This window comes from Paraglaciecola sp. MB-3u-78 (genome assembly GCF_002835935.1).
Lineage (GTDB): Bacteria > Pseudomonadota > Gammaproteobacteria > Enterobacterales > Alteromonadaceae > Paraglaciecola.
Genome location: NZ_PJCF01000003.1, coordinates 132,745 through 153,766, shown reverse-complemented (window position 1 = coordinate 153,766; position 21,022 = coordinate 132,745). Strand labels below are relative to the sequence as shown.

At 40.2% G+C, this 21,022-nt stretch carries 23 protein-coding genes; 14 read left to right on the top strand and 9 right to left on the bottom strand.

Going from position 1 to position 21,022, the window contains the following annotated elements:
- The first annotated feature begins 242 nt into the window (after positions 1-242).
- Genes CXF95_RS04550 through CXF95_RS04535 form a run of 4 tightly spaced genes read left to right on the top strand, consistent with a single transcriptional unit; the run spans position 243 to position 4,820 of the window.
- Positions 243-1,463: an aspartate aminotransferase family protein gene (locus CXF95_RS04550; protein ID WP_101197595.1), complete on the top strand. Its 1,221-nt coding sequence runs from the start codon at positions 243-245 to the stop codon at positions 1,461-1,463.
- Between the two features lie 10 nt (positions 1,464-1,473).
- Positions 1,474-2,502 (top strand): arginine N-succinyltransferase, encoded by a 1,029-nt coding sequence (gene astA, locus CXF95_RS04545; protein WP_101197594.1) that lies wholly within the window; start codon positions 1,474-1,476, stop codon positions 2,500-2,502.
- 2 nt (positions 2,503-2,504) lie between these two features.
- Positions 2,505-3,977 (top strand): succinylglutamate-semialdehyde dehydrogenase, encoded by a 1,473-nt coding sequence (gene astD / locus CXF95_RS04540; RefSeq protein ID WP_101197593.1) that lies wholly within the window; start codon positions 2,505-2,507, stop codon positions 3,975-3,977.
- A 24-nt stretch (positions 3,978-4,001) separates the two neighbouring features.
- Positions 4,002-4,820 (top strand): DUF1338 domain-containing protein, encoded by an 819-nt coding sequence (locus CXF95_RS04535; protein WP_101197592.1) that lies wholly within the window; start codon positions 4,002-4,004, stop codon positions 4,818-4,820.
- Positions 4,821-4,895: 75 nt separating this feature from the next.
- On the opposite strand, the gene erpA is transcribed toward CXF95_RS04535, so the two are convergent.
- Positions 4,896-5,240, bottom strand: coding sequence for an iron-sulfur cluster insertion protein ErpA (gene erpA / locus CXF95_RS04530; protein ID WP_101197591.1), 345 nt, complete (start codon positions 5,238-5,240; stop codon positions 4,896-4,898).
- Between the two features lie 113 nt (positions 5,241-5,353).
- Positions 5,354-6,082, bottom strand: coding sequence for a DUF6776 family protein (locus CXF95_RS04525; RefSeq protein WP_232787646.1), 729 nt, complete (start codon positions 6,080-6,082; stop codon positions 5,354-5,356).
- A 159-nt stretch (positions 6,083-6,241) separates the two neighbouring features.
- Between CXF95_RS04525 and CXF95_RS04520 the strand changes: the two genes are divergently transcribed.
- From CXF95_RS04520 to CXF95_RS04490, 7 genes are all read left to right on the top strand, one after another.
- A complete protein-coding gene (locus CXF95_RS04520) occupies positions 6,242-7,918 on the top strand; it encodes a chloride channel protein (protein WP_101197589.1) in 1,677 nt (558 codons plus the stop codon).
- Between the two features lie 8 nt (positions 7,919-7,926).
- Positions 7,927-8,355 (top strand): CopD family protein, encoded by a 429-nt coding sequence (locus tag CXF95_RS04515; protein ID WP_101197588.1) that lies wholly within the window; start codon positions 7,927-7,929, stop codon positions 8,353-8,355.
- A 47-nt stretch (positions 8,356-8,402) separates the two neighbouring features.
- Entirely contained in the window at positions 8,403-8,594 is a 192-nt protein-coding gene (locus CXF95_RS04510; RefSeq protein WP_101197587.1) for a hypothetical protein, read from the top strand.
- Between the two features lie 139 nt (positions 8,595-8,733).
- Positions 8,734-9,288 (top strand): GTP cyclohydrolase I FolE, encoded by a 555-nt coding sequence (gene folE / locus CXF95_RS04505; RefSeq protein ID WP_101197586.1) that lies wholly within the window; start codon positions 8,734-8,736, stop codon positions 9,286-9,288.
- Positions 9,289-9,469: 181 nt separating this feature from the next.
- Positions 9,470-10,489 carry a 5'-methylthioadenosine/S-adenosylhomocysteine nucleosidase gene (locus tag CXF95_RS04500; RefSeq protein ID WP_101197585.1) on the top strand — a complete coding sequence of 340 codons (1,020 nt, stop codon included), beginning with the start codon at positions 9,470-9,472 and terminating at the stop codon, positions 10,487-10,489.
- Between the two features lie 98 nt (positions 10,490-10,587).
- On the top strand, positions 10,588-11,505 hold the full coding sequence (locus tag CXF95_RS04495) for an ABC transporter ATP-binding protein (RefSeq protein WP_101197584.1): 918 nt from the start codon (positions 10,588-10,590) through the stop codon (positions 11,503-11,505).
- Positions 11,505-12,677 (top strand): ABC transporter permease, encoded by a 1,173-nt coding sequence (locus tag CXF95_RS04490; protein WP_101197583.1) that lies wholly within the window; start codon positions 11,505-11,507, stop codon positions 12,675-12,677. Before CXF95_RS04495 ends, CXF95_RS04490 begins: the two co-directional genes overlap by 1 nt.
- 54 nt (positions 12,678-12,731) lie before the next feature.
- Here the strand turns inward: CXF95_RS04490 and CXF95_RS04485 are convergent, their stop codons facing one another.
- Positions 12,732-13,454 carry a YebC/PmpR family DNA-binding transcriptional regulator gene (locus tag CXF95_RS04485; RefSeq protein ID WP_101197582.1) on the bottom strand — a complete coding sequence of 241 codons (723 nt, stop codon included), beginning with the start codon at positions 13,452-13,454 and terminating at the stop codon, positions 12,732-12,734.
- Between the two features lie 113 nt (positions 13,455-13,567).
- Positions 13,568-14,674: a cell division protein ZapE gene (gene zapE, locus CXF95_RS04480; protein ID WP_101197581.1), complete on the bottom strand. Its 1,107-nt coding sequence runs from the start codon at positions 14,672-14,674 to the stop codon at positions 13,568-13,570.
- A gap of 184 nt (positions 14,675-14,858) precedes the next feature.
- Here zapE and CXF95_RS04475 point away from each other — a divergent pair, with 184 nt between their 5' ends.
- The 3 genes from CXF95_RS04475 to CXF95_RS04465 all read left to right on the top strand — a co-directional run bounded on the left by CXF95_RS04475 (position 14,859) and on the right by CXF95_RS04465 (position 17,944).
- A complete protein-coding gene (locus CXF95_RS04475; RefSeq protein ID WP_101197580.1) occupies positions 14,859-15,296 on the top strand; it encodes a ZapG family protein in 438 nt (145 codons plus the stop codon).
- Between the two features lie 67 nt (positions 15,297-15,363).
- Positions 15,364-16,731 carry a DegQ family serine endoprotease gene (locus tag CXF95_RS04470; RefSeq protein ID WP_101197579.1) on the top strand — a complete coding sequence of 456 codons (1,368 nt, stop codon included), beginning with the start codon at positions 15,364-15,366 and terminating at the stop codon, positions 16,729-16,731.
- Between the two features lie 160 nt (positions 16,732-16,891).
- Positions 16,892-17,944 (top strand): trypsin-like peptidase domain-containing protein, encoded by a 1,053-nt coding sequence (locus tag CXF95_RS04465; protein ID WP_101197578.1) that lies wholly within the window; start codon positions 16,892-16,894, stop codon positions 17,942-17,944.
- A gap of 26 nt (positions 17,945-17,970) precedes the next feature.
- On the opposite strand, the gene murA is transcribed toward CXF95_RS04465, so the two are convergent.
- Genes murA through mlaD form a run of 5 tightly spaced genes read right to left on the bottom strand, consistent with a single transcriptional unit; the run spans position 17,971 to position 21,021 of the window.
- Positions 17,971-19,233, bottom strand: coding sequence for a UDP-N-acetylglucosamine 1-carboxyvinyltransferase (gene murA / locus CXF95_RS04460; RefSeq protein WP_101197577.1), 1,263 nt, complete (start codon positions 19,231-19,233; stop codon positions 17,971-17,973).
- 46 nt (positions 19,234-19,279) lie between these two features.
- A complete protein-coding gene (locus CXF95_RS04455) occupies positions 19,280-19,537 on the bottom strand; it encodes a BolA family protein (RefSeq protein WP_101197576.1) in 258 nt (85 codons plus the stop codon).
- Positions 19,538-19,566: 29 nt separating this feature from the next.
- Positions 19,567-19,881: a lipid asymmetry maintenance protein MlaB gene (locus CXF95_RS04450; protein WP_101197575.1), complete on the bottom strand. Its 315-nt coding sequence runs from the start codon at positions 19,879-19,881 to the stop codon at positions 19,567-19,569.
- A complete protein-coding gene (locus CXF95_RS04445) occupies positions 19,882-20,550 on the bottom strand; it encodes an ABC transporter substrate-binding protein (RefSeq protein WP_198556500.1) in 669 nt (222 codons plus the stop codon). It abuts the gene before it with no gap.
- A gap of 3 nt (positions 20,551-20,553) precedes the next feature.
- Complete coding sequence (mlaD, locus tag CXF95_RS04440; RefSeq protein ID WP_101197574.1) at positions 20,554-21,021, bottom strand: outer membrane lipid asymmetry maintenance protein MlaD; 468 nt, start codon at positions 21,019-21,021, stop codon at positions 20,554-20,556.
- Position 21,022 lies beyond the last annotated feature (1 nt).

Below are 21,022 nucleotides of genomic sequence, written 5' to 3'. Positions count from 1 at the left end.
TCATGCAGTACCTCTAAAATAGTTAAATACCCCAATACTGGCATTCAGTATTGGGGTTACTTGATACTGAGGGTGAAACTATATTGTCACCGACTTAATAGTTATTCACTATTCATGCAAAACTAGATGAACCCCTTTAAAAATGGCGCTTTGCATTCAACATGCATAAAGACAAGTGTCAAACCTTCTGCCATACTAGTGCTCTTTTTTAAACCAATATAAGACACTAGTAAGGCAATATTATGAATGTAACTCGCGACTTGTTTAATGAAGTAATGGTTCCTAATTACAATCCAGCGGCAATAATTCCGGTAAAAGGATTAGGCTCTCGTTTGTGGGATCAAGCAGGTACCGAATACATCGATTTTGCCGGTGGCATTGCAGTCAACGTATTAGGTCATTGCCACCCTGAACTTGTCTCTGCATTGACAGAGCAAGGCGAAAAACTTTGGCATTTAAGCAATGTTCTAACCAACGAGCCGGCACTTCGCTTAGCTAAAAAACTCACTGATGCCACATTTGGCGAAAAAGTATACTTTGCTAATTCGGGTGCTGAAGCCAACGAAGCGGCATTAAAACTAGCTCGTCGTTTTGCCCTTGATCAGTTTGGCGAGCAGAAAGATCAAATTATCTCTTTTAAACAAGGCTTTCACGGCCGCACCTTTTTTACTGTCACCGTGGGTGGACAAACCGCTTATTCAGATGGTTTTGGTCCTAAGCCAGGTGCTATAGAACACGCAGATTATAATGATTTAGCGAGTTTTGAAGCATTGATATCCGACAAAACCTGTGCGGTTATGATGGAACCCTTGCAGGGTGAAGGCGGCATAATCAGTCCTACTATTGATTTTGTTAAAGGAGTGCGTGCTTTGTGTGACAAACACAACGCCCTACTTATTTTTGATGAAGTACAATCCGGTGTCGGCCGTACAGGCGATCTTTATGCTTATATGGGGCTTGGTGTAGTGCCAGATATTCTCACAACAGCTAAAGCGCTAGGTGGCGGCTTCCCAATTGGCGCCATGTTAACCACTACTGAAATTGCCAAACATTTAAAGATAGGTACTCACGGCAGCACTTATGGTGGTAACCCACTAGGCTGTGCGATAGCCGAAAGGGTCTTGGATATTGTTAATACACCAGAAGTATTGGATGGGGTAAAACATAAAGAACAACTTTTCCGTAAGGGATTAGAAGCCATCAATGATCAACACCACTGTTTCGCAGAAATTCGCGGTAAAGGCCTTTTATTGGGTGCTGCATTAAATGAAAACTTTACGGGTCGCGCTAAAGAATTTTTAGTTGCTGCTGCCGAAGAGCATTTAATGTGTTTGATTGCGGGTGCTAATGTATTGCGCTTTGCTCCGTCACTTATTATTCCTGATGAAGACATTCAAGAGGGTCTGGTACGTTTCGAACGAGCCGTGGCAAAAGTAGTTGGCGCCGATGTCTCCTTTAAGTGAGTAAGCGCACATGAAAATTATTCGCCCAATCCATCCTGACGATTATTCGTCACTGAATGAAATTGCCCAAGAATCTGGGGTAGGTTTTACTTCGTTACCCGTAAACGAAGTGTTGCTTAGAAGTAAAATAGGCAAATCGGTTCAAGCCTTTGCAAAAGATGTAACCGAGCCAGCGGATGAAAGTTATCTTTTTGTGATGCAAGACCAAGAGACCCAAGAAGTTGTGGGTACTAGCGGCATTGTAGCCGGTGTGGGTTTAGACGATGCATTTTATCATTACCATCTAAGTAAGGTGGTTCATGCATCCCGTGAGCTTAAAATCTATAACAATGTCGATATCCTTACCTTGTGTAACGATTACACCGGTGTCTCTGAAATATGCACATTATTTTTGCGGCAAGTTGCCAGAGAAGGCTTAAACGGGAGATTGTTATCCAAATTTCGTTTTCTCTTTATGATGGAACACAGAAACCGTTTTGCTGAAACTATTATCGCAGAAATGCGCGGTATTAATGACGAAAACGGTCAATCACCTTTTTGGCAATGGTTAGAAGAGCATTTCTTTTCGATGGACTTCCCTACGGCTGACTATCTCACTGGTATTGGTCAAAAACAGTTCATCGCTGAGCTGATGCCAAAATATCCAATTTATGTCAACCTGCTAAGCAAACAAGCCCAAGCAGTGATTGGTCAGGTACATGAAAAAACGAAACCCGCTTTACAGCTTCTCGAACAAGAAGGTTTTAGTTGTAGAGGTTACGTGGATATTTTCGATGCGGGTCCCACCGTTGAAGCAAATTTGAAACATATCCGAAGTGCGCAAGCTAGCAGAAAAATGCAGATTAGAGTGACTGAAGAAGTTAATGATAATCAACAAACGTTCTTTGTAATCAATACTAAAGTGCAAGACTTTCGTGGCGTGTGTACACCACTCGTTATCGATACTGAACATGCCACTATTGGTCAACAAGCTGCCGATGCACTCGGTGTAAGTGATGGCGACAAAATTCGCTTTGCACCTACTCATTTCAGGACATAATCATGAATACACATACACATTTTATCGCTGGCAACTGGTTAGCAGGCGTTGGTCACGACATACACTCAGTTGATCCTGCCAAGAAAAACATTATTTGGCAGGCTAAATCAGCATCCCAAGAACAAGTTGACTCGGCAGTCAAGGCCGCTCGCTCAGCCTTTGTTGCTTGGAGCAACCTAACTTTTGATGAACGATTAGTCTATGTCAAAAAGTTTGCTGAATTACTCGGACAGAATAAGCAAGCACTTGCTTTAACTATCGCTCAAGAAACCGGTAAACCATTATGGGAAACGGCAACTGAAGTGGGGGCTATGATAGGTAAAATTGCCTTATCTGAAAAAGCCTACCATGAGCGTACTGGAACAGTAGAAAATGCCATGCCATTAGGTAAAGCATTTATTCGTCACAAACCTCATGGTGTGGTGGCGGTATTTGGCCCATACAATTTTCCCGGACATTTACCAAACGGACATATCGTTCCTGCATTACTAGCTGGTAATACTATTGTATTTAAGCCAAGTGACCTTACTCCTGTTGTTGCAGAAAAAACCTTAGAACTTTGGCAGCAAGCCGGTTTACCTGCTGGTGTATTGAACATGGTTCAAGGGGAAGTAGAAACAGGCAAAGCACTTGCATCTCATAGTGGATTAGATGGCCTTTTTTTTACTGGTAGTTCCCGTACCGGTAGATTGTTACACGAACAGTTTGCGGGGCATCCCGGAAAAATCTTAGCCTTGGAAATGGGTGGAAATAACCCACTAATAGTCAAAGATGCGGCTGATACCAGTGCTGTGGTGCACGATATTATTCAATCTGCATTTGTGACTTCTGGTCAACGTTGTACCTGCGCACGCCGTTTGTTTATTCAACAAGGTGAGGCTGGCGATGTCATTATGAAAAAATTGATTGAAGCAACCAACAAGATTCAAGTGGGAATGTATGATGCCGAGACACAACCATTTATGGGTGCCATGGTTTCACAACATGCAGCGTCTTTAATGGTCAAAGCTCAACAACAATTGGTTGAGCTTGGTGCGAAGACCTTAGTCGAGCTTAAACATCTAGACACAGAATCTGGTTTTGTTAGTCCTGGTATTATCGACGTGACTGATATCCTTAACGAAATGCCAGATGAAGAGCATTTTGGTCCTTTACTAAAAGTGATCCGTTATAGTGATTTTGATCAAGCCATAGATGAGGCCAACAATACTAGCTTTGGATTATCCGCGGGTTTATTGGCAGATAGCCAAGCAGACTACCAACATTTCTATCAGCGGATCCGTGCTGGAATTGTCAACTGGAATAGACCTATTACCGGCGCCAGTGGTGCAGCTCCTTTTGGTGGGATCGGCGATAGTGGCAATCACAGAGCAAGTGCTTACTATGCTGCTGATTACTGTGCATACCCGGTTTCTTCAGTAGAGCTAGAAAAAACAACCCTGCCAGGCACTTTGAGCCCAGGGTTAACTATTTAATTTTAGAACAAGAGTTTTAGCGCTATGCATAACAAAATAGATAACTTGTTTAGCCATTTATGGCAAGACTATTTAACCATTACGCCTTCGGCAAAAAAAGTACATGACTTGTTGGAAGGATACGAGTCTGAATATTTAGGTAAAACGTCTAAGTTAGTAAATGACCATATTGCGCTGCGCACTTTTAATATTGAAAAAATCAACTTAGATAAACTTGCAGCACACTTTTTAGCACTAGGTTACACGGAACAAGGTCAATATAACTTTGTAGAAAAAAAGTTGCGGGCTAAACACTTTGAACATACTGATGATACTCACCCCAAAGTGTTTATTAGTGAGCTTATAGTTGAAGACATGCCCTTGGATGTTCAACAGATTATTCTAAAAATGACTGATAACATTTCTGATGATGCTTCGACGCAGGATAACTTTTTGTATTCAGGAACACATTGGCAAATTAGCCCACAAGAATATGACGTGCTTGTGGCACATTCTGAATACGCAGCCTGGATGTCAGTTTGGGGATTTAGGGCCAATCATTTTACTGTGAGTTTAAATCACATGGGCCATTTTCAATCTCTTGCACAGATAAATACCCTATTGAAAAATGAAGGGTTTATATTAAATTCTTCAGGCGGTGAAATCAAAGGAGGCCCAGAAGTGCTGTTAGCACAATCATCTACTATGGCAGACAAAATCGAAGTAGAGTTCGCCAATGGTAAGAAGCTGGTACCGAGCTGTTTTTATGAATTCGCTCAGCGATACAAAATGCCAACAGGTAAATTGTACCAAGGCTTTGTTGCAGCCTCTGCTGATAAAATATTTGAAAGTACTAACAGTTAAATTGGTATAACGTCTGATAAAAAGCCAGTTGAGTGACAACTGGTTTTTTATATTACGAATGCGTCAAGACCGACACTAGACAGTAAATGAAGCACCGCAACCACATGTGGTCGTTGCATTAGGATTGGTTACTAAAAAACGAGAGCCTTCTAATCCTTCAGTATAATCGACTTCGCCGCCAACTAAATATTGAAGGCTCATAGGATCAACCACTAAGGTCACTTCGTATTTATCTATAGTGGTGTCCCCTTCATTAACCTTTTCATCAAAAGTAAAACCATATTGGAAACCAGAACACCCTCCACCGGTCACATACACACGTAATTTTAGATTTGGATTTTCTTCTTCTTCCACCAACGTTTTTACTTTTCTAGCGGCAGCATCAGAAAATTCAATAGGTAACGCAATTTGCACTGTCATAACTTGCCTCGGTAAAAAATGGAGTAACTCTAATTACGCGGATTATCTAGTACCTGACTAATATGGTCAAGTATTCACTAAGACTAATTAATTCAGATTTAGTTCTGCTTAGCCTAGTTGGGGTTAATGACCCAATCAAAGACTGTGGTTAACTGCCCTTTCTTGCGTTTAAACTGAAATATATCAGCATGCACAGATACTTGCTCTGGTTGAAAACCTTCTGGTAACCTGATTTCTCCCGCAATCACCTGAAAATATTTAAAACTAAAGGTCAAACTTTTTTGCTCTTGATCGGACAACATAGAATCCAAGGTGTATTGCTTAGCTTCACCATTTTCACTGCCTATCAAAGTAACGTTTAAATTTCCCTTAAGAGTATTTTTGGTTTTGTTTTGTTGCATCAATACTAATTCAAATCGAAAAGAATGATCACTCAACGCGGGCTCTAGATTAAACCCCTCAATCAAAAATCCTTGTTCATTCAGTTCTGGTGCCATCACTTGTTGATAAAAAGCGAGTTGAGTGCGTAAGTCTTTTTCGACATCAATACTTTTTCCAATTTCAACAAAATGTTGCTGCTGAGTCAGTTTTGCTACTTCAAGTTCAACCCCCAAAATATTGAGGTTTTTGGTCAGTTTCTCATTTTCTAGCTTAAGATTTTGAATACTTGTTTCATGGGTGGCTATCGTCATTTGTTGTTGTGTGTAATGGGCGTTGCCCCAGAAAAAACCCAGATACACAGTGGCAGCAATCATCACGATTAGGATCAAATAAAACTGAAATGCGCCGATTTTTTTCTTAAGTTCAGAAATAATCACTTTATGCCCTTTTAAAAGCTGCAAAGTTTTTCTACGTGAATATATTATCATTTAGTCCATTAAAATAGTCGATTGATTTATCAAACATTTAGCTTTTTGGCTGTGCTAAAAAGATTAACTCTTTAAAATACAAAGGCTTGTGATAAACTGATTATCATCTCAGTTATCAGTCCATTTATAATTGTGAACCTTAACCCTTTTAGACAAGAACTTGCCACACCACGCACATCTATTCAGCTGTGTATTATCGGCATAGTGGGTGGTATTTGTGCTGCTTCCTTAATTATTTTATTTCGTTTAAGCGTTGAATGGCTGCAAAGATTATTCTTACCCGAGTTAAATGAATTCGGTGCTTTAGAGCCATCTATGCGTTTTCTTCTGCCTTGTCTAGGTGCGATAGCTATAGTGCTCATTGCCTATCTGACAGGATTTAAACACTATCGAATGGGGATCCCTTTTGTTATCCATAGAATTAAACACTACTATGGACACATTCCATTTAGAACAGCTATTAATCAATTTTTCGGTGGTACTTTAGCTTTAGTGTGTGGTTTTTCAGTAGGCCGAGAAGGGCCATCGGTTCATTTAGGTGCATTCGGCAGCAGTTTTTTTGGCCAATGGTTGAATTTTCCCCACAATAGTATTCGTATTTTGTCTGGGTGCGGTATTGCAGCCGGTATTTCTGCTTCATTCAACACACCTTTTGCAGCTGTAATTTTTGTTATGGAAGTGGTATTGCGAGAATACAAAATCCATATTTTTATTCCCGTTATGCTTGCAGCGGCTTGCGGCACAGTATTAACTCGAATTGTGTTTGGGGAGGCGCAAGAGCTATCTTTTATTCAATTCCACGAGTTTAGTCGCTGGATTTACATCTATTTGATCATTTTTGGCATCTTACTCGGTTGTCTAGCCACTTTGTTTAATCAGACATTGATGCTAGTTTTCCGCGGATTTAGCCGTATCAATATGGCACGTCGATTATTAATTGCAGGACTAATTACCGGCGCAGTGGGATATATTTTGCCAGATGCATTAGGTGCTCATTTTCACTCCGCACACCTGTTAATTGCACAAAATGAAAATATTCAATTGCTTATAGGCGTGGTAGCGGCAAAATTTTTATTAACTATTGTTGCGATTGGTTTAGGGATCCCTGGAGGCATAATAGGCCCAGTGTTTGTTATAGGGATGCTCAGTGGTGTTGTGCTTGCTTTTCCACTGGGTTTTTTCTTAGATGATGTCAGTGACTTAAATGGCAGTTTTTCGCTGTTGGGAATGGCAGGACTAATGACCGCAGTGATCCATGCGCCATTAGCGGCATTATCAGCAGTTATGGAATTATCCTACAGCCCAGAGATGGTCTTGCCGACTATTCTAGTGATCGTGCCTGCGTATGTCACTTCGACACAGTTTTTGGGTAATAGCTCTATTTTTACACAGCAATTAGACTATCAAAAGTTACCTTATACTATTTCCTCAGTTATGGAATCACTACAAAAGACGGGCGTATTAGCAGTTATGGACAAAGAGTTCAAACTGCTTAGTGATGACAACGAGCAGTTAGTCAGTACCTTATATCAAGCACCTCATAGCACCATAGTCCAATATTCAGTTGATACAGATGGGGGCGCTAAATATTCATTAGTGAAATATGACAATGAAAAAGACGGTGAAGCTGTACGTTTAAACTTTATTCCGATGCAAGGAGTCAACTTTCAGGCTACGCTAGCTGAAGTGTATAGCTTACTTGAAATTAACAGAAATGGTGCGGTATATATATTTTCTACTACAGAAGAAATAGTCGGTATTATTACCTGGAAAACACTTAGACATCACCTGCATAAAGCTAGTTACTAGGAAACACAATGACTTTACTTTGGATAAAAGCACTACACGTATTTTTTATGGTTGCTTGGATGTCAGGTTTGTTTTATTTGCCAAGATTAATGGTTTACCATGCACAGTCAGATATTCAAGCAGTTAAAGATCAGTTCAAGATAATGGAAAAGCGGCTGTGGTACTTTGTCACGCCTTTTGCCGTATTGACCTTAGTATTTGGCGTCTGGTTAATAAGTTTGTATGGCAAAGATTGGTTTGTGGCGGCCAAATGGCTGCATATTAAACTGACATTAGTAACTGCTTTATATGCTTACCATGGTTACTTGTTTGTTTTAGTACGAAAATTTGCCAAAGATGAAAATGCTCATTCTTCACGTTTCTACCGTTTTTTAAATGAAGCCCCCGTTTTGGTAGTTTTCATTATTATCGTTCTAGCGATTGTAAAGTATCTCTAAATTTCTAATCAAGACCTATACTATGTATAAAATTTAGGAGAATCGACATGGATGTCAACCACAAACGCCTCAAGTATTTAGCCGCTCAGACTGACGTCGCATTTGAACAATATAAACAGCACCCAGCATCTGAAAAATATGCTCAAGCCTACGAAGAAGCCAAATTTGCCCTTGATCACTATATGTTAGAAATTCGAAAATCGATGGAACAAAAAGACAAAAAGACAAAAATTATTTAGCCGTCAAACAGACATAAATATGACGGTGGTATTTAATCCTAGCCTCAGAAAATGTTATCATCGGGCAATCTAATTATGGGTCATACCCGTAACACATACACATACTCAATTCATACCACTCATCGAAGAGCCAAATTACATGTCAGATAAATTAGCCGGCCATTACACAGATATACTTTCAATATTAGGGGAAGACGTGAGTCGTGGTGGCTTGGTAGATACGCCCAAACGCGCAGCCAAAGCAATGCAGTTTTTAACTGATGGTTATCAAAAAGATTTAGATGGCGTGGTAAATGGGGCTATTTTCGAAGCAGACACAGATGAAATGGTCATTATACAAGACATCGAATTCTACTCATTGTGTGAACATCATATTTTACCTTTTATCGGTCGTTGCCATATTGCCTATCTGCCCAATGGCAAAGTGTTGGGATTATCAAAGTTTGCCCGCATTGTAGATATGTACGCTAGGCGTTTACAAATCCAAGAAGGATTAACCAAACAAATTGCCGATGCCGTGCAGAAAGTGACTGGAGCGACAGGTGTCGGTGTGATTATGGAAGGTAAACACATGTGTATGATGATGCGCGGAGTGCAAAAACAAAACTCTTCTATGATAACTTCAGTCATGTTGGGCTCGATGCGCACATCTGATGCCACCCGTAATGAATTTCTTCGCTTAATCGGTAAATAAACCTTTGCCAGACTAAGGGCTATTTACCTTATTGGCATGGATTTCCTATACTTCGCTGCCTGAGATAAAAAAGCTCTCTAAGTTGGTGCAGTTAGCGTTAAATAATGACGACTTGCCCAAGTTTATACTCCTACTTGCCCTTCTAAAGGGCAATGAACACTTCATTCACGAGAACGTCACTATGTTTAAAAAACTCAGCATCCATTTTATTTTAATTTCTAGCATCTTACTAATTACCCATAATAGTTATGCAAAAGACATTAGCACTTATGGGCCAAAGGAATTTTCAGATAAAAATAAATGGACTGCGATTGTTGCCGCCTACGCCCCAGAAATTAAAGCTATTGATGAAGCATTCGGTCAACTGGCGGATGCTCAAATCAATGAAACAAAGACTATCAAGGGGGTCAAATACCAACTGGGTTCTTATAAAGGAGAGCCTGTGGTGATATTTACTACAGGTATAAGTGTACCTAATGCGGCTATGACTATGCAGATGGCATTGGACTATTTCCCTATAGACCGAGTGGTAATGATGGGTATAGCTGGTGCAGTTAATCCTGATTTTCAGCCCGGTGATATATCTGTGCCAGAGCGTTGGTATTTTCATGATGAATCCGTCTATGTCAATCCTGACCCCAAAAAAGCAGGTAGTTTTGTATTGCCTGATTATTATGAAAATGCACTCCAAAGATACAAAGAAAGACGCGAACAAGACCCCCATTCTCCTGCATATGAGAACTATGGTTTTATTCATCCTGAAGAAATGGCAGTAGTTAAGCAAGGCTGGGATAAGCCTAAACAAATGCCTTACTTTAGTGCCACTCCTGAACTCATCCAGCTGGCTAAAAAAGCCGTTAATGCGGTGAGTCCAATTAATATGCCTTCTGGGAAACCTATTCAAATCAAAGTAGGTGGAAATGGTGTCACAGGTTCAGTGTTTCTTGATAACGCCGAGTATCGCAATTGGTTACAACGAGTGTACAACGCTCAAGTCACTGAAATGGAATCCGCTGCAGTTGGGCAAGTGTGTTTTGTTAATGACGTAGACTGGGTGATTATTCGTTCGATTAGTGATTTAGCGGGCGGCCAGCACGGCAAGAATGTTGAAAATGTGTTTGATGGTATTGCTTCAGGTACAGGCACAAAATTAATGATTGGCCTTCTAGATCAAATTGTTGCAACACAATTAGCCCAGTAACTGGTCAATAATATTTTTTGAAACAATTGAGCTGATATAGGCAATTTCATAAAGGGTAAACTGATTTAAAATAGCTGCGTGATTAAAAAGGAGACGGTGTGCAATTATCAGTCAAACAGATTAGCAAACAATACGCGGAAGTACTCGCCGTGGATGATTTATCTTTTGAAGTGAAATCGGGAGAAATTTTCGCTTTACTTGGACCTAACGGTGCAGGTAAATCATCTACAATCCGTATGTTAATCAGCTTAACCTATCCTGATACAGGAGTGATTTCATTTACAAATATTGAAGGTCAAAAGATAGCCAAATTAGTTAGTGGCGACTTTGGTTATTTGCCCGAAGAACGAGGCCTATATCAAGAGAGTAATATACAGGACACCCTAGTTTATATGGGGCAGTTAAAAGGCATGACAAAAGCAGATGCATTAGAACAAGCTGATGTTTGGCTAACCAGCTTCGAATTAGCTGAGCGGAAAAGAGACCAACTAAAAACCCTATCCAAAGGTAATCAACAAAAAGTGCAATTGATTAGTGCCATCATTCACCGACCTAAAATCGTGTTTCTTGATGAACCTTTTTCTGGATTAGATCCCGTTAACCAAGAAAAAGTCATATCATTTCTGCAGCTGTTACGAAAACAAGGCACCACCATTATTCTTAGCGCCCATCAAATGTCTTTAGTTGAAAAGTTAGCCGACAGGTTTCTGTTGATGAATAAAGGTAAGGCAACCTTATATGGTTCAATTAAAGATATTCGCCAAGCCGCGCAGCTAGGAACACATTTAACAGTAACATTTAGTGATCCAGTCAGCAGTGAATCTTTTTCACTGACCGAACAAATCATGCTGCTTATCAGTATTGATAGCCACACCGTTCAATTCACCTTAGCACCGTCATGCCATGTCCCTCAGTTTTTACAAAGTATGTTAGCTGAGCATCAAATTGAAAGTTTACAAACTGAACAACCCAGTTTACATGACATCTACATTAACAGTGTCAAAGGAGCCGCATAATGGATAAGGTGTTATTAGTTGCCCGTTGGGAATTTATGCGTAACTTTAAATGGAAACAGGAACTAATCGGCTATTTTTTAATGTTATTAATCTATGCCGCAATTTTTGCTGTGCAGATATGGAGCCAATCAAGCACACAGAAAACCGTTAATTTAGCCGTTATAGGCCAGTTACAGACTCAGCTAAACAGTAAATTTGTGCTGTCGTCACTAGATACTAACGTCGAAGAACAACAACTATTTGATAAAATTGCTGCATTATCATTGGATGGTATATTAAAGGTTGGGCAGTCAGACGAGTTTACTCTGTATATTTCTCAGCAAAGTGTTTGGCAACAAGAATTAGAACAAGCACTGATTGCTGATCAAAAAGATATATTGTTAAGAGCAATGGACATTAGCCCAGAACAATTAGAAAAATTACAAAACCCTATTTCCATGACGTTTGTCAATCAAGCAGAAGAAGTGGTAGGCAGCAGTGTAAAAGTGCTTGGACTGCTTGCAGCAATTTTAAGTGCGATGGCGGTTTTTACTAGCTTTGGTTTATCACTCACCTCAGTGACACAAGAAAAACAACACCGTATTACCGAACAATTACTCACCTGCATTAGCCATCAACAATGGGTCGACGGCAAAGCACTAGGCCTGTGTCTGTCTAGTATTAAAAGTCTGTTGACCACATGTTTTATGATGGCAATTGTATTTACTGGTATCGCAGTTTTTTCAGACGGTGGTGGTGAAAGTATGAATGTATCGGCCACAGTGGTGATACAAATTTTAATTTTTTGTGTGCTGGGTGTGTTGTTTTGGAATTATGTATTTGTCGGTTTCGCCGCGACTATTGATGACCCTAATCACTCAGGAAAAACCGGGTTGATGTTGCTACCCATGTTACCCGTTATGCTGGTATTTATTGTTATGGGGGAACCCAACGGTCAGGTGGCAAAAGTATTGTCTTTAGTACCTCTTACCTCTATCAGCTTTATGCCTATGCGTATTGCTTCCATGAGTGTGCCAGTCTGGCAAGTCGGTTTATCTTTGTTATTTTTGATAGCAGGAGTGTATTACGTTCGTTTATTTGCTACTCGCGTATTCAGAGCCCACATCACCTTGTTTGGTAAGGAGCCAGATTGGGCAGATATTTGGCGCAGTATGTTAAAAAGCAATCCATAGTGATTCATTAAAAAGCTGAGCATAAGCTCAGCTTTTTAATGTTAATAAAATGGTTTAACGCTCAATGACTGCATTGTGATAAACGTGTTGCACATCGTCACAGTCTTCTAACATGTCCATGAATTTGTCAAACGTGGCTACATCCTCGCCACTCACAACAGACTCGGTTTGTGGGATAAAGGTAATTTCATCTGCTTCAAATTCAATATCAGGACTGTCATCGGTTAGTGCAGTTCGTGTATTATTGTATTCTGTATGAGGAGCATAAACAGTTACGATTCCTTCTTCACACTCTACTTCTGTAACGTCAACGTCAGCTTCCATCAATGTTTCGAGTACTGCATCTTCATCATCACCTTTAAAGGCAAATACCGCTTGGTGATCAAACACATGACCTACTGATCCTTCAACACCCAATTTCGCACCAGTCTTGGTGAAACAATTGCGTACATCAGTAATAGTGCGATTATTGTTGTCGGTTAGACAATCAACTATCACCATACATCCACCAGGACCAAAGCCTTCATAACGAGCAGGCACATAGTCTTCACCCGCGCCCCCTGCGGCTTTATCAATCGCTTTGTCAATAACATGACTAGGAACTTGGTCTTTTTTGGCTTTTTCGATCAGCCTACGCAGAGCCAAGTTTGCTTGAGGATCTATTCCACCATTTTTGGCAACAACATAAATTTCTTTGCCGTACTTGGAATAGACTTTGGTTTTCGCTCCAGCGGTCTTTGCCATGGAGATTTTACGCACTTCAAACTTTCTACCCATTTAATTATTCTCTTCTAATAATATCGAGCACCTGGCACGATTAGATGTATGTGGAGGATTTTACCGATATTCAAGGCAGATAACAAAACCCATTCAATCTGTAATCCTAAATTTTAAGGAATATGCTGTGATGCAAGGTAATCATGAGACTGCATTTCATTTAGCCTACTTAGGCAGCGCATAAATTCAAAATTAAGTTGACCATCTACATAAAGAGTTTCCATTGACACCTCAGCTGACATAATCAACTTAACATTACGTTCATAAAATTCATCCACCATAGCAATAAAACGCCGAGCGATATCATCGGTTGTTCGTCCCATTTGCTCTACATTAGCAATTAATACCGTGTGATATAGGCGACTTATTTCCATATAGTCAGTTTGGCTTCTGGGCCCATCACAAATATTGCGAAACTCAAACATCACAACCCCATCCGCATAATGCAAGGTTGGGATCATCCGACCTTCCACTTGTATTTCTTGATTTTCGATGCCTAGCTCGGGTGCCAGTTGTATAAAATATTTATGCAAATTTTGATTGGCTTGATTATCTAACGGGTAATGAAAAATTTCTGCCTGCTCTAAAGTCCGCAGGCGATAATCTACGCCACTATCTACATTCACAATACGCGTATTTTGATTAATTAATTCAATCGCCGGTAAAAACCTTGCTCGTTGCAGACCATTACGATACAGCTCGTCAGGCACTATATTTGAAGTGGCAACTAACACAATACCATGGCCAAAGAGCTCTTCCATTAAGGTACCTAAAATCATTGCATCTGTAATATCAGACACGAAAAACTCATCAAAACAAATCACTTTGGTTTCTTTGGCAAAAATTTTGCCTATGGTTTTTAGGGGGTCTGGTTGACCTTCTAGAGATTTAAGTTCTTGGTGCACCCTATACATAAAGCGATGAAAATGAATCCGCATCTTTCTTTTGAAAGGCAAACATTCATAAAATGTGTCAACCAGATAGGTTTTACCTCGTCCTACCCCACCCCAAAAATATACCCCCTGGATACTAGGTTTACGCATCCCCTTGCCAAACTTACTCTGTAACTTTACTCGCCAAGTCAGTTTTTTCTCAGGATGAGTTAATTCGTCATACAACCGTTGTAATTCTTTTACCGCATTTTCCTGAGCGCCGTCATAGAGAAATTCAGGATCTTGTAGATCCTTTTGATATTTTTGCCATGGTGTAAAATCAATCATTCTCTGGTATTTTTCCTTTCACTTATGGGTGTTTTTAACACTTGAATACAAATAAAATGACCGCATTGAAAGTGCTGGGCGTATAATAACAAATATAGCAAGCTTGCTCATGGTCAATACTTTATATTTTAATAAATAGTAGCGAACCAGATGAGCAGAAATAAGTAAAAAAATAGGAGACGTTATGGATTGGTTTGTAGGGTTATTGCTGTTATTAGTGGGCGGGATTATGGGTTTTTTTGTTGCCATGTTTTTCACTAAAAAGAAGCTGCAGACATCAGGTAAGGCCGAAAGTGAGCAAACAATTCAAGAATTAATGAGCCAGCAAGCTGCTGTTCATATTCAAGAAACCAAACAAATTGCAGAAAGCTTAATCGCTCAATCCACCACCTTAAAACAGCAGGTTGAAGATTATGAACAGCGACTAATTAGTCAGCAGGCTGTACCAGAAGGCAGTTCGTTGAGTTACTTTGGTGAGCATACTACGGCTTATTTACGTAATAAAAGTACCAAACCCGTACGTGAAAAATCTAGTGCAGACATACAACCATTAGACTTTTCTTCACAAAGTTCAGGATTGTTCTCGGGCGGTAAAGAAGCCCCTACTAAAAACAGTAAATAATGAACTTTTACGGGACCAATATAGTCTTTATATTGCCTTTAAATTTAGATATTGGAGATGACAACTGATGAGTAGAGTAGTAAATCGTTTTTTAGTAGCTTGTTGCATAGTGACTGCAAGCATGTCGGTCAGCTTAGTGTCTAACGCCGCATTACCTTTCCTTTCAACTGACAAAGGTGAAATACCTAGCCTCGCTCCTATGTTAGACAAAGCCACACCGGCAATTGTCAGTATTTCTGTTGAAGGCACTCAAGTATCTCGACAACGTGTACCAGAGATGTTTAAGCATTTTTTTGGGGGAACAGAGGAGCAAGTGCAAGAAAGACCCTTTAAAGGGTTAGGTTCGGGCGTCATTATCGATGCCAAAAAAGGGTACGTGGTGACGAATAATCACGTGGTTGATAATGCTGATGAGATTATCGTTAAACTGACAGATGGTCGTGAATTCAAAGCAAAAAAATTGGGTGCAGATGAGCAAAGTGATATTGCGTTATTAAAAATAGAACCTGATGCATTGGCAGCTATGCCTCTCGCTGACTCAGACGAGTTGAGAGTAGGCGATTTTGTGGTGGCTATTGGTAACCCTTTTGGACTCAATCAAACGGTCACCTCAGGTATAGTTAGCGCCCTTGGACGTTCTGGCTTAAACATAGGTGGATACGAGAATTTCATTCAAACTGATGCTGCAATTAACCGAGGAAACTCTGGTGGAGCCTTGGTTAGTCTTCGAGGTGAGTTGGTCGGAATTAACACGGCTATTTTTGGGCCTAACGGCGGTAATGTCGGCATTGGTTTCGCGATACCCAGCAATATGATGAAAAGTTTAGTCGACCAGATTATAGAGTTTGGTGAAGTACGTCGTGGTTTACTCGGTATCATGGGTCAAGACATCGACTCAGGCTTGTCAGATGCTATGAATCTAGATGTCAATCAAGGCGCATTTGTAAGTGAGGTTTCGCCAGACTCAGCGGCTGAAAAAGGCGGAATTCAAGCTGGTGACATTATTACAGAAATTAATGGTAGATCCGTTGTGAGTTTCCAAGAATTAAGGGCGAAAGTCGCCAGTAAAGGCGCAGGCACTAAACTTGAATTAACAGTATTACGCAAAGGCAAACGTGAAAAAATTAATGTTGTGCTAGGCGATGCAACACAAAATGTGGTGGTTGCTAAAGAAATACACCCAGCATTAGAGGGGGCAACCTTAACCAACGGTAAATCTGAACAAGGCGATAATGGGGTCATCATTTCCAATATCGAATCTCGTTCTCCAGCGAGTCGTATTGGCTTACAAGATGGTGATGTGATAATCGGTATTAATCGCAAAAAAGTGGATAACCTGGTGCAATTACGCACTGAACTAGAAGATGCTCAAGGCGTTATTGCGCTTAATGTTAAACGCGGTATCTCTTCTTTATATTTGGTGATCCGTCAATAAAAACTGACTAGTGATAGCGGTATTATACTCATACCGCCTCAAGATGCGCTGAATTCAACATCTTGAGGTGGTATAGGTATAGACTTAGTACTGCTATCAACTCAATGATTTCAATGTTATTATTTATCGTATCTGATGTAGAAAATATTTAATATCGCCCGTGCTAAAATCCTTATCTTTCTTTTTAAAATCCATCCTTATAGGAGTGATCATTTCTTCCGTCATTTTATTACTGGTCCCCGATTTACGTAAAGGTAGTGGTCTGCCACTGACATTATTTACTGAGCAAGAGAGTTCAAAAAAACTCAGCCTTAATCCAGCGGTTAATGCAGCAGGTCCTGCAGTAGTTAACATCTATAGTCAAAGCATCGAAAGAAGCGGCTATAATCGTCGGCAGCCAATCGAACGGACGAGTCTTGGTTCTGGTGTGATTATGACCTCCAATGGCTATATCCTGACTTGTTATCACGTGATTGCCAATGCCAAGCTCATTTTAGTAGGTTTGCAAGATGGTCGACTCGAAGAAGCACAAATTGTTGGTTATGACCCCATAACAGATCTAGCAGTGCTCAACGTATCCGTAGAAAACCTTCACCCTATTCCGCAACTAGATGATCCTAAAACATTAGTAGGAGACGTAGTCTTAGCCTTAGGTAATCCCTATAACTTAGGACAAACAGTTACAAAAGGTATTGTTAGCCGGATCAGTAACAACGAGCTTAATAATTATTTCGATTATATTCAGACAGACGCAGCACTTAACGAGGGCAACTCTGGTGGAGCACTCATAGACAGTGAAGGTTTTTTGATAGGCATCAACAATGCTAACTTTAAAACTCGCATCAGTCGAAGTCGTGTTGAATCTGTTGATGGAGTGTCTTTTGCTGTCCCTTACAATTTGGCTAAAAAAGTCATGGGTGAAATCATCGCCACTGGCAAAGTGACGCGTGGGGCATTAGGTTTTGTAGGTCAACAGGCTGGACTAACAAGCGCTGGGATTTTGGTGACATCTGTAGTAAAAGGAAGTCCAGCAGAATTGGGCGGCTTACAGGTTAGTGACCTTATTCTATCTGTGAACAATATTCCGGCCATTAGTATTCGCGATACTTTGGATTATATTGCCGATACTACACCAGGAAACACTGTCACTTTTGAAGTGAACAGAGACGGTACAATGCTGAAATTAGACATGATAGTGGCAGAATTGCAGTAACCGCTAGCCTTAAGGTTACGATTTTATTATCCCGTAACACGTTTGATGTTAGCACCTAACCCATTTAACTTTCTCTCAATATGTTCATAACCACGATCTAAATGATAAATGCGATCTACTGTGGTTTGCCCTTCTGCAACCAACCCTGCAATCACCAAACTCGCAGAAGCCCTCAGGTCCGTGGCCATCACTTGAGCGCCCTTTAAAATTGACTTTCCATTACAGACTGCACTATTGGCTTGCAACGATATATCGGCACCCATTCGCTGTAATTCAGGTACATGCATAAAACGGTTTTCAAAAATATTTTCGGTCACCACACTTGTTCCTTCAGCCAAACAATTAAGCGCAACAAATTGCGCTTGCATATCAGTTGGAAATCCTGGGTGCGGGGCGGTTTTAATATCAACACTAATAAGTTGCCTATTGGTCATATCCAACTCAATCCAATCATCACCAACAGTTAATTTAGCCCCCGCCTTAGACAATTTATCCATTACTGCTTCCAGAGTTTTTGGTGCCGCTTGTTCACAGCGGATCTTGCCACCTGTGACTGCAGCTGCAATTAAAAACGTTCCCGTTTCAATTCTGTCAGGCAATACGCGATAACGACATCCTGATAAAGACTCAACTCCCTGAATGACAATTTTATCACTTCCAGCATGGGACACTTTAGCGCCCATCGCATTTAGACAATGGGCTAAGTCAACAATCTCTGGCTCTTTTGCCGCATTTTCTAAAATGGTTTCACCTTGCGCCAAACACGCAGCCATCATCAAATTCTCAGTGGCACCGACACTTACCACATCCATAAATATGTGAGCGCCTCGTAACTTTCCGTTCACAGACGCCCTGATGTAACCATTATCTACATCAATTTTGGCTCCCATCTGTTCAAGTCCTTGCAGATGCAAATTCACTGGACGAGCGCCTATTGCACAACCACCAGGTAAAGACACATTTGCCTGACCAAACTTAGCCAAAAGTGGTCCCAACACCAATATAGATGCACGCATAGTCTTAACTAATTCGTAAGAAGCATTAAAATTATCAATAGAACTCGGATCAATCACCACAGATTGAGCATCTTGGCGATAAGCTTTAGCACCTAACTCACTCAGCAAAGATAAACTGGTGTATATATCTCTAAGCTCAGGAACATTATCGAAATAACAAGTAGAGTCTGCCAGTATGCTTGACATCAGAATTGGCAATGCAGCATTTTTGGCGCCTGAAATAGTCACACTTCCGTTAAGCGGCGGGCAAGCTTCGATAATTAATTTGTCCATAAATGCACTCTATTTGATGTTACGAGGGTGAAGGGGGTTGTGAATATTATTGAGGAAGGTTAAACATTTTCTCACGCTTCCATTGGCTTTCGGTAAAGGTTTTAATGGAAACTGCATGCATACTACCTTCAGCAATTTTTGCGGCCAAAGGCGCATAAACAAACTGCTGTTTTTTGACCCTACTCATATCTTCAAACTGATCACTCACAGCGATCACTTGGAAATGAGATCCATCACCCTTTACATGTGCTTCGGCTAAGCTTAAGGTTTCAAGCAAAAGCGCTTCAATTTGTTGATTATCCATGACAAGTCCAGATGTGTAAAAATAATCGGTTATTGTACAGACAAAAAACTATCTACGTCGCTTATTTTTGCAAGCTTTCTCAACCTTTCTGGGATGTTTTTAAGTTCAAAATGAACATTCTGTTGTTGGTTACCTTTCAAAAAATTCATCAACCAAGCTAAGCCTGCAGTATCAGAATTACTCACACCTAACATATCAAGGGTGAAAGCTGCATCTTTGGAGTTGTTTTGATTGCTTCGATCAAGCGTTGCTAATGCGCCTGACTTAGGGATAGTGTTACGGTTTAAATCACCTTGTAAGGTGAAGTAACCTTTAGGTGACTCAACGACTTCCAATTTAGTCACCTAAGTTTCCTTTTTTGTGACGTCAATATTAATAGGTTTACTGATTGTATTCTTCATCAAATCTATCACTTTTTGTATACCATCCTGTCGCAATATAGATTGGAACTCACTTTGTTTGCTAGATAAAAGACTAATGCCTTCAGCAACCATATCGTAGGCTTTCCATACATTGGTTTTTTTATTTTTACGTAATTTAAACGCTAAATTAATGTCTGGTCGACCGGGCTCTTTAACCACAGCTCTAACAGTTACCGTTCTTTCATCAGTCACTTCACGAACGGGCTGAAATTCTACGTCCTGTCCATCATAGTAAGCCATAGCCAATGCATAGGTAGTGATCAAATATGCACGAAACACACTGATATATTCGGGAATTTTTTCTCTTGGCACTTTTTTATAATGTTTACCTAAAACCTTTAATGCAGAAAAATTATAATCCACATAAGGTAGCAATTCCTCTTCCATAACCATTCGCAAAAGCTCAGGATTCTCTTCTATGAGCTGGCGTTCTTTCTTAATTCTGCTGAAGGTTTTGGTTGCTACAGCTTCCAACATTACGTATGGGTTTTTGTCTTGCGCTTGGGTCATGCCAGAACCAAAAATCAATATCACACTCAATAATAGAAGTGCACATTTATTTATCACGTTATTTTCTCCAATCAACGTCATCGACTAACCGTCGTTGCTACTAAATAAAAATTGACCAATAAGGTCTTCTAAAACTAAAGCTGATTTTGTATCTTCTATGTAATCACCTTCAGCTAAGTTTTCAATACCATCAATAGCAAATCCTGGTTGAAAACCAACATATTGCTCTCCTAATAAACCTGATGTAAGTATAGATACCGAACTTGTTTCTGGGAACTGGTTAAATTCTGACGAAATACTCATGGTCACTAATGGAGTAAAGTCGCTATTGTTAAGCGTAATATTGTCGACTCTACCAACGGTTACCCCACCCACTTTAACTGCTGAGCGGACTTTTAACCCACCAATGTTGTCAAATTTTGCATACAGTATGTATGTATCTTCACTGTTCGACATACTTTGATTGGCCACGTTAAGTGCTAACATAAGACCTGCTGCTATAGTTAATGCAACAAACACACCCACTAATAGTTCCGACTTTCTAGATTTCATT

Excerpts from the sequence above, each read along its gene's own strand:
- CXF95_RS04515 (WP_101197588.1), top strand. The coding sequence starts at position 7,927 with ATGACTTTACTTTGGATAAAAGCACTACACGTATTTTTTATGGTTGCT.
- folE (WP_101197586.1), top strand. The coding sequence starts at position 8,734 with ATGTCAGATAAATTAGCCGGCCATTACACAGATATACTTTCAATATTA.
- astD (WP_101197593.1), top strand. The coding sequence starts at position 2,505 with ATGAATACACATACACATTTTATCGCTGGCAACTGGTTAGCAGGCGTT.
- CXF95_RS04500 (WP_101197585.1), top strand. The coding sequence starts at position 9,470 with ATGTTTAAAAAACTCAGCATCCATTTTATTTTAATTTCTAGCATCTTA.
- CXF95_RS04475 (WP_101197580.1), top strand. The coding sequence starts at position 14,859 with ATGGATTGGTTTGTAGGGTTATTGCTGTTATTAGTGGGCGGGATTATG.
- CXF95_RS04455 (WP_101197576.1), bottom strand. The coding sequence starts at position 19,537 with ATGGATAATCAACAAATTGAAGCGCTTTTGCTTGAAACCTTAAGCTTA.
- CXF95_RS04470 (WP_101197579.1), top strand. The coding sequence starts at position 15,364 with ATGAGTAGAGTAGTAAATCGTTTTTTAGTAGCTTGTTGCATAGTGACT.
- mlaD (WP_101197574.1), bottom strand. The coding sequence starts at position 21,021 with ATGAAATCTAGAAAGTCGGAACTATTAGTGGGTGTGTTTGTTGCATTA.
- CXF95_RS04490 (WP_101197583.1), top strand. The coding sequence starts at position 11,505 with ATGGATAAGGTGTTATTAGTTGCCCGTTGGGAATTTATGCGTAACTTT.
- CXF95_RS04535 (WP_101197592.1), top strand. The coding sequence starts at position 4,002 with ATGCATAACAAAATAGATAACTTGTTTAGCCATTTATGGCAAGACTAT.
- CXF95_RS04510 (WP_101197587.1), top strand. The coding sequence starts at position 8,403 with ATGGATGTCAACCACAAACGCCTCAAGTATTTAGCCGCTCAGACTGAC.
- astA (WP_101197594.1), top strand. The coding sequence starts at position 1,474 with ATGAAAATTATTCGCCCAATCCATCCTGACGATTATTCGTCACTGAAT.
- CXF95_RS04485 (WP_101197582.1), bottom strand. The coding sequence starts at position 13,454 with ATGGGTAGAAAGTTTGAAGTGCGTAAAATCTCCATGGCAAAGACCGCT.
- erpA (WP_101197591.1), bottom strand. The coding sequence starts at position 5,240 with ATGACAGTGCAAATTGCGTTACCTATTGAATTTTCTGATGCTGCCGCT.
- CXF95_RS04550 (WP_101197595.1), top strand. The coding sequence starts at position 243 with ATGAATGTAACTCGCGACTTGTTTAATGAAGTAATGGTTCCTAATTAC.
- CXF95_RS04445 (WP_198556500.1), bottom strand. The coding sequence starts at position 20,550 with ATGACGTTGATTGGAGAAAATAACGTGATAAATAAATGTGCACTTCTA.
- murA (WP_101197577.1), bottom strand. The coding sequence starts at position 19,233 with ATGGACAAATTAATTATCGAAGCTTGCCCGCCGCTTAACGGAAGTGTG.
- zapE (WP_101197581.1), bottom strand. The coding sequence starts at position 14,674 with ATGATTGATTTTACACCATGGCAAAAATATCAAAAGGATCTACAAGAT.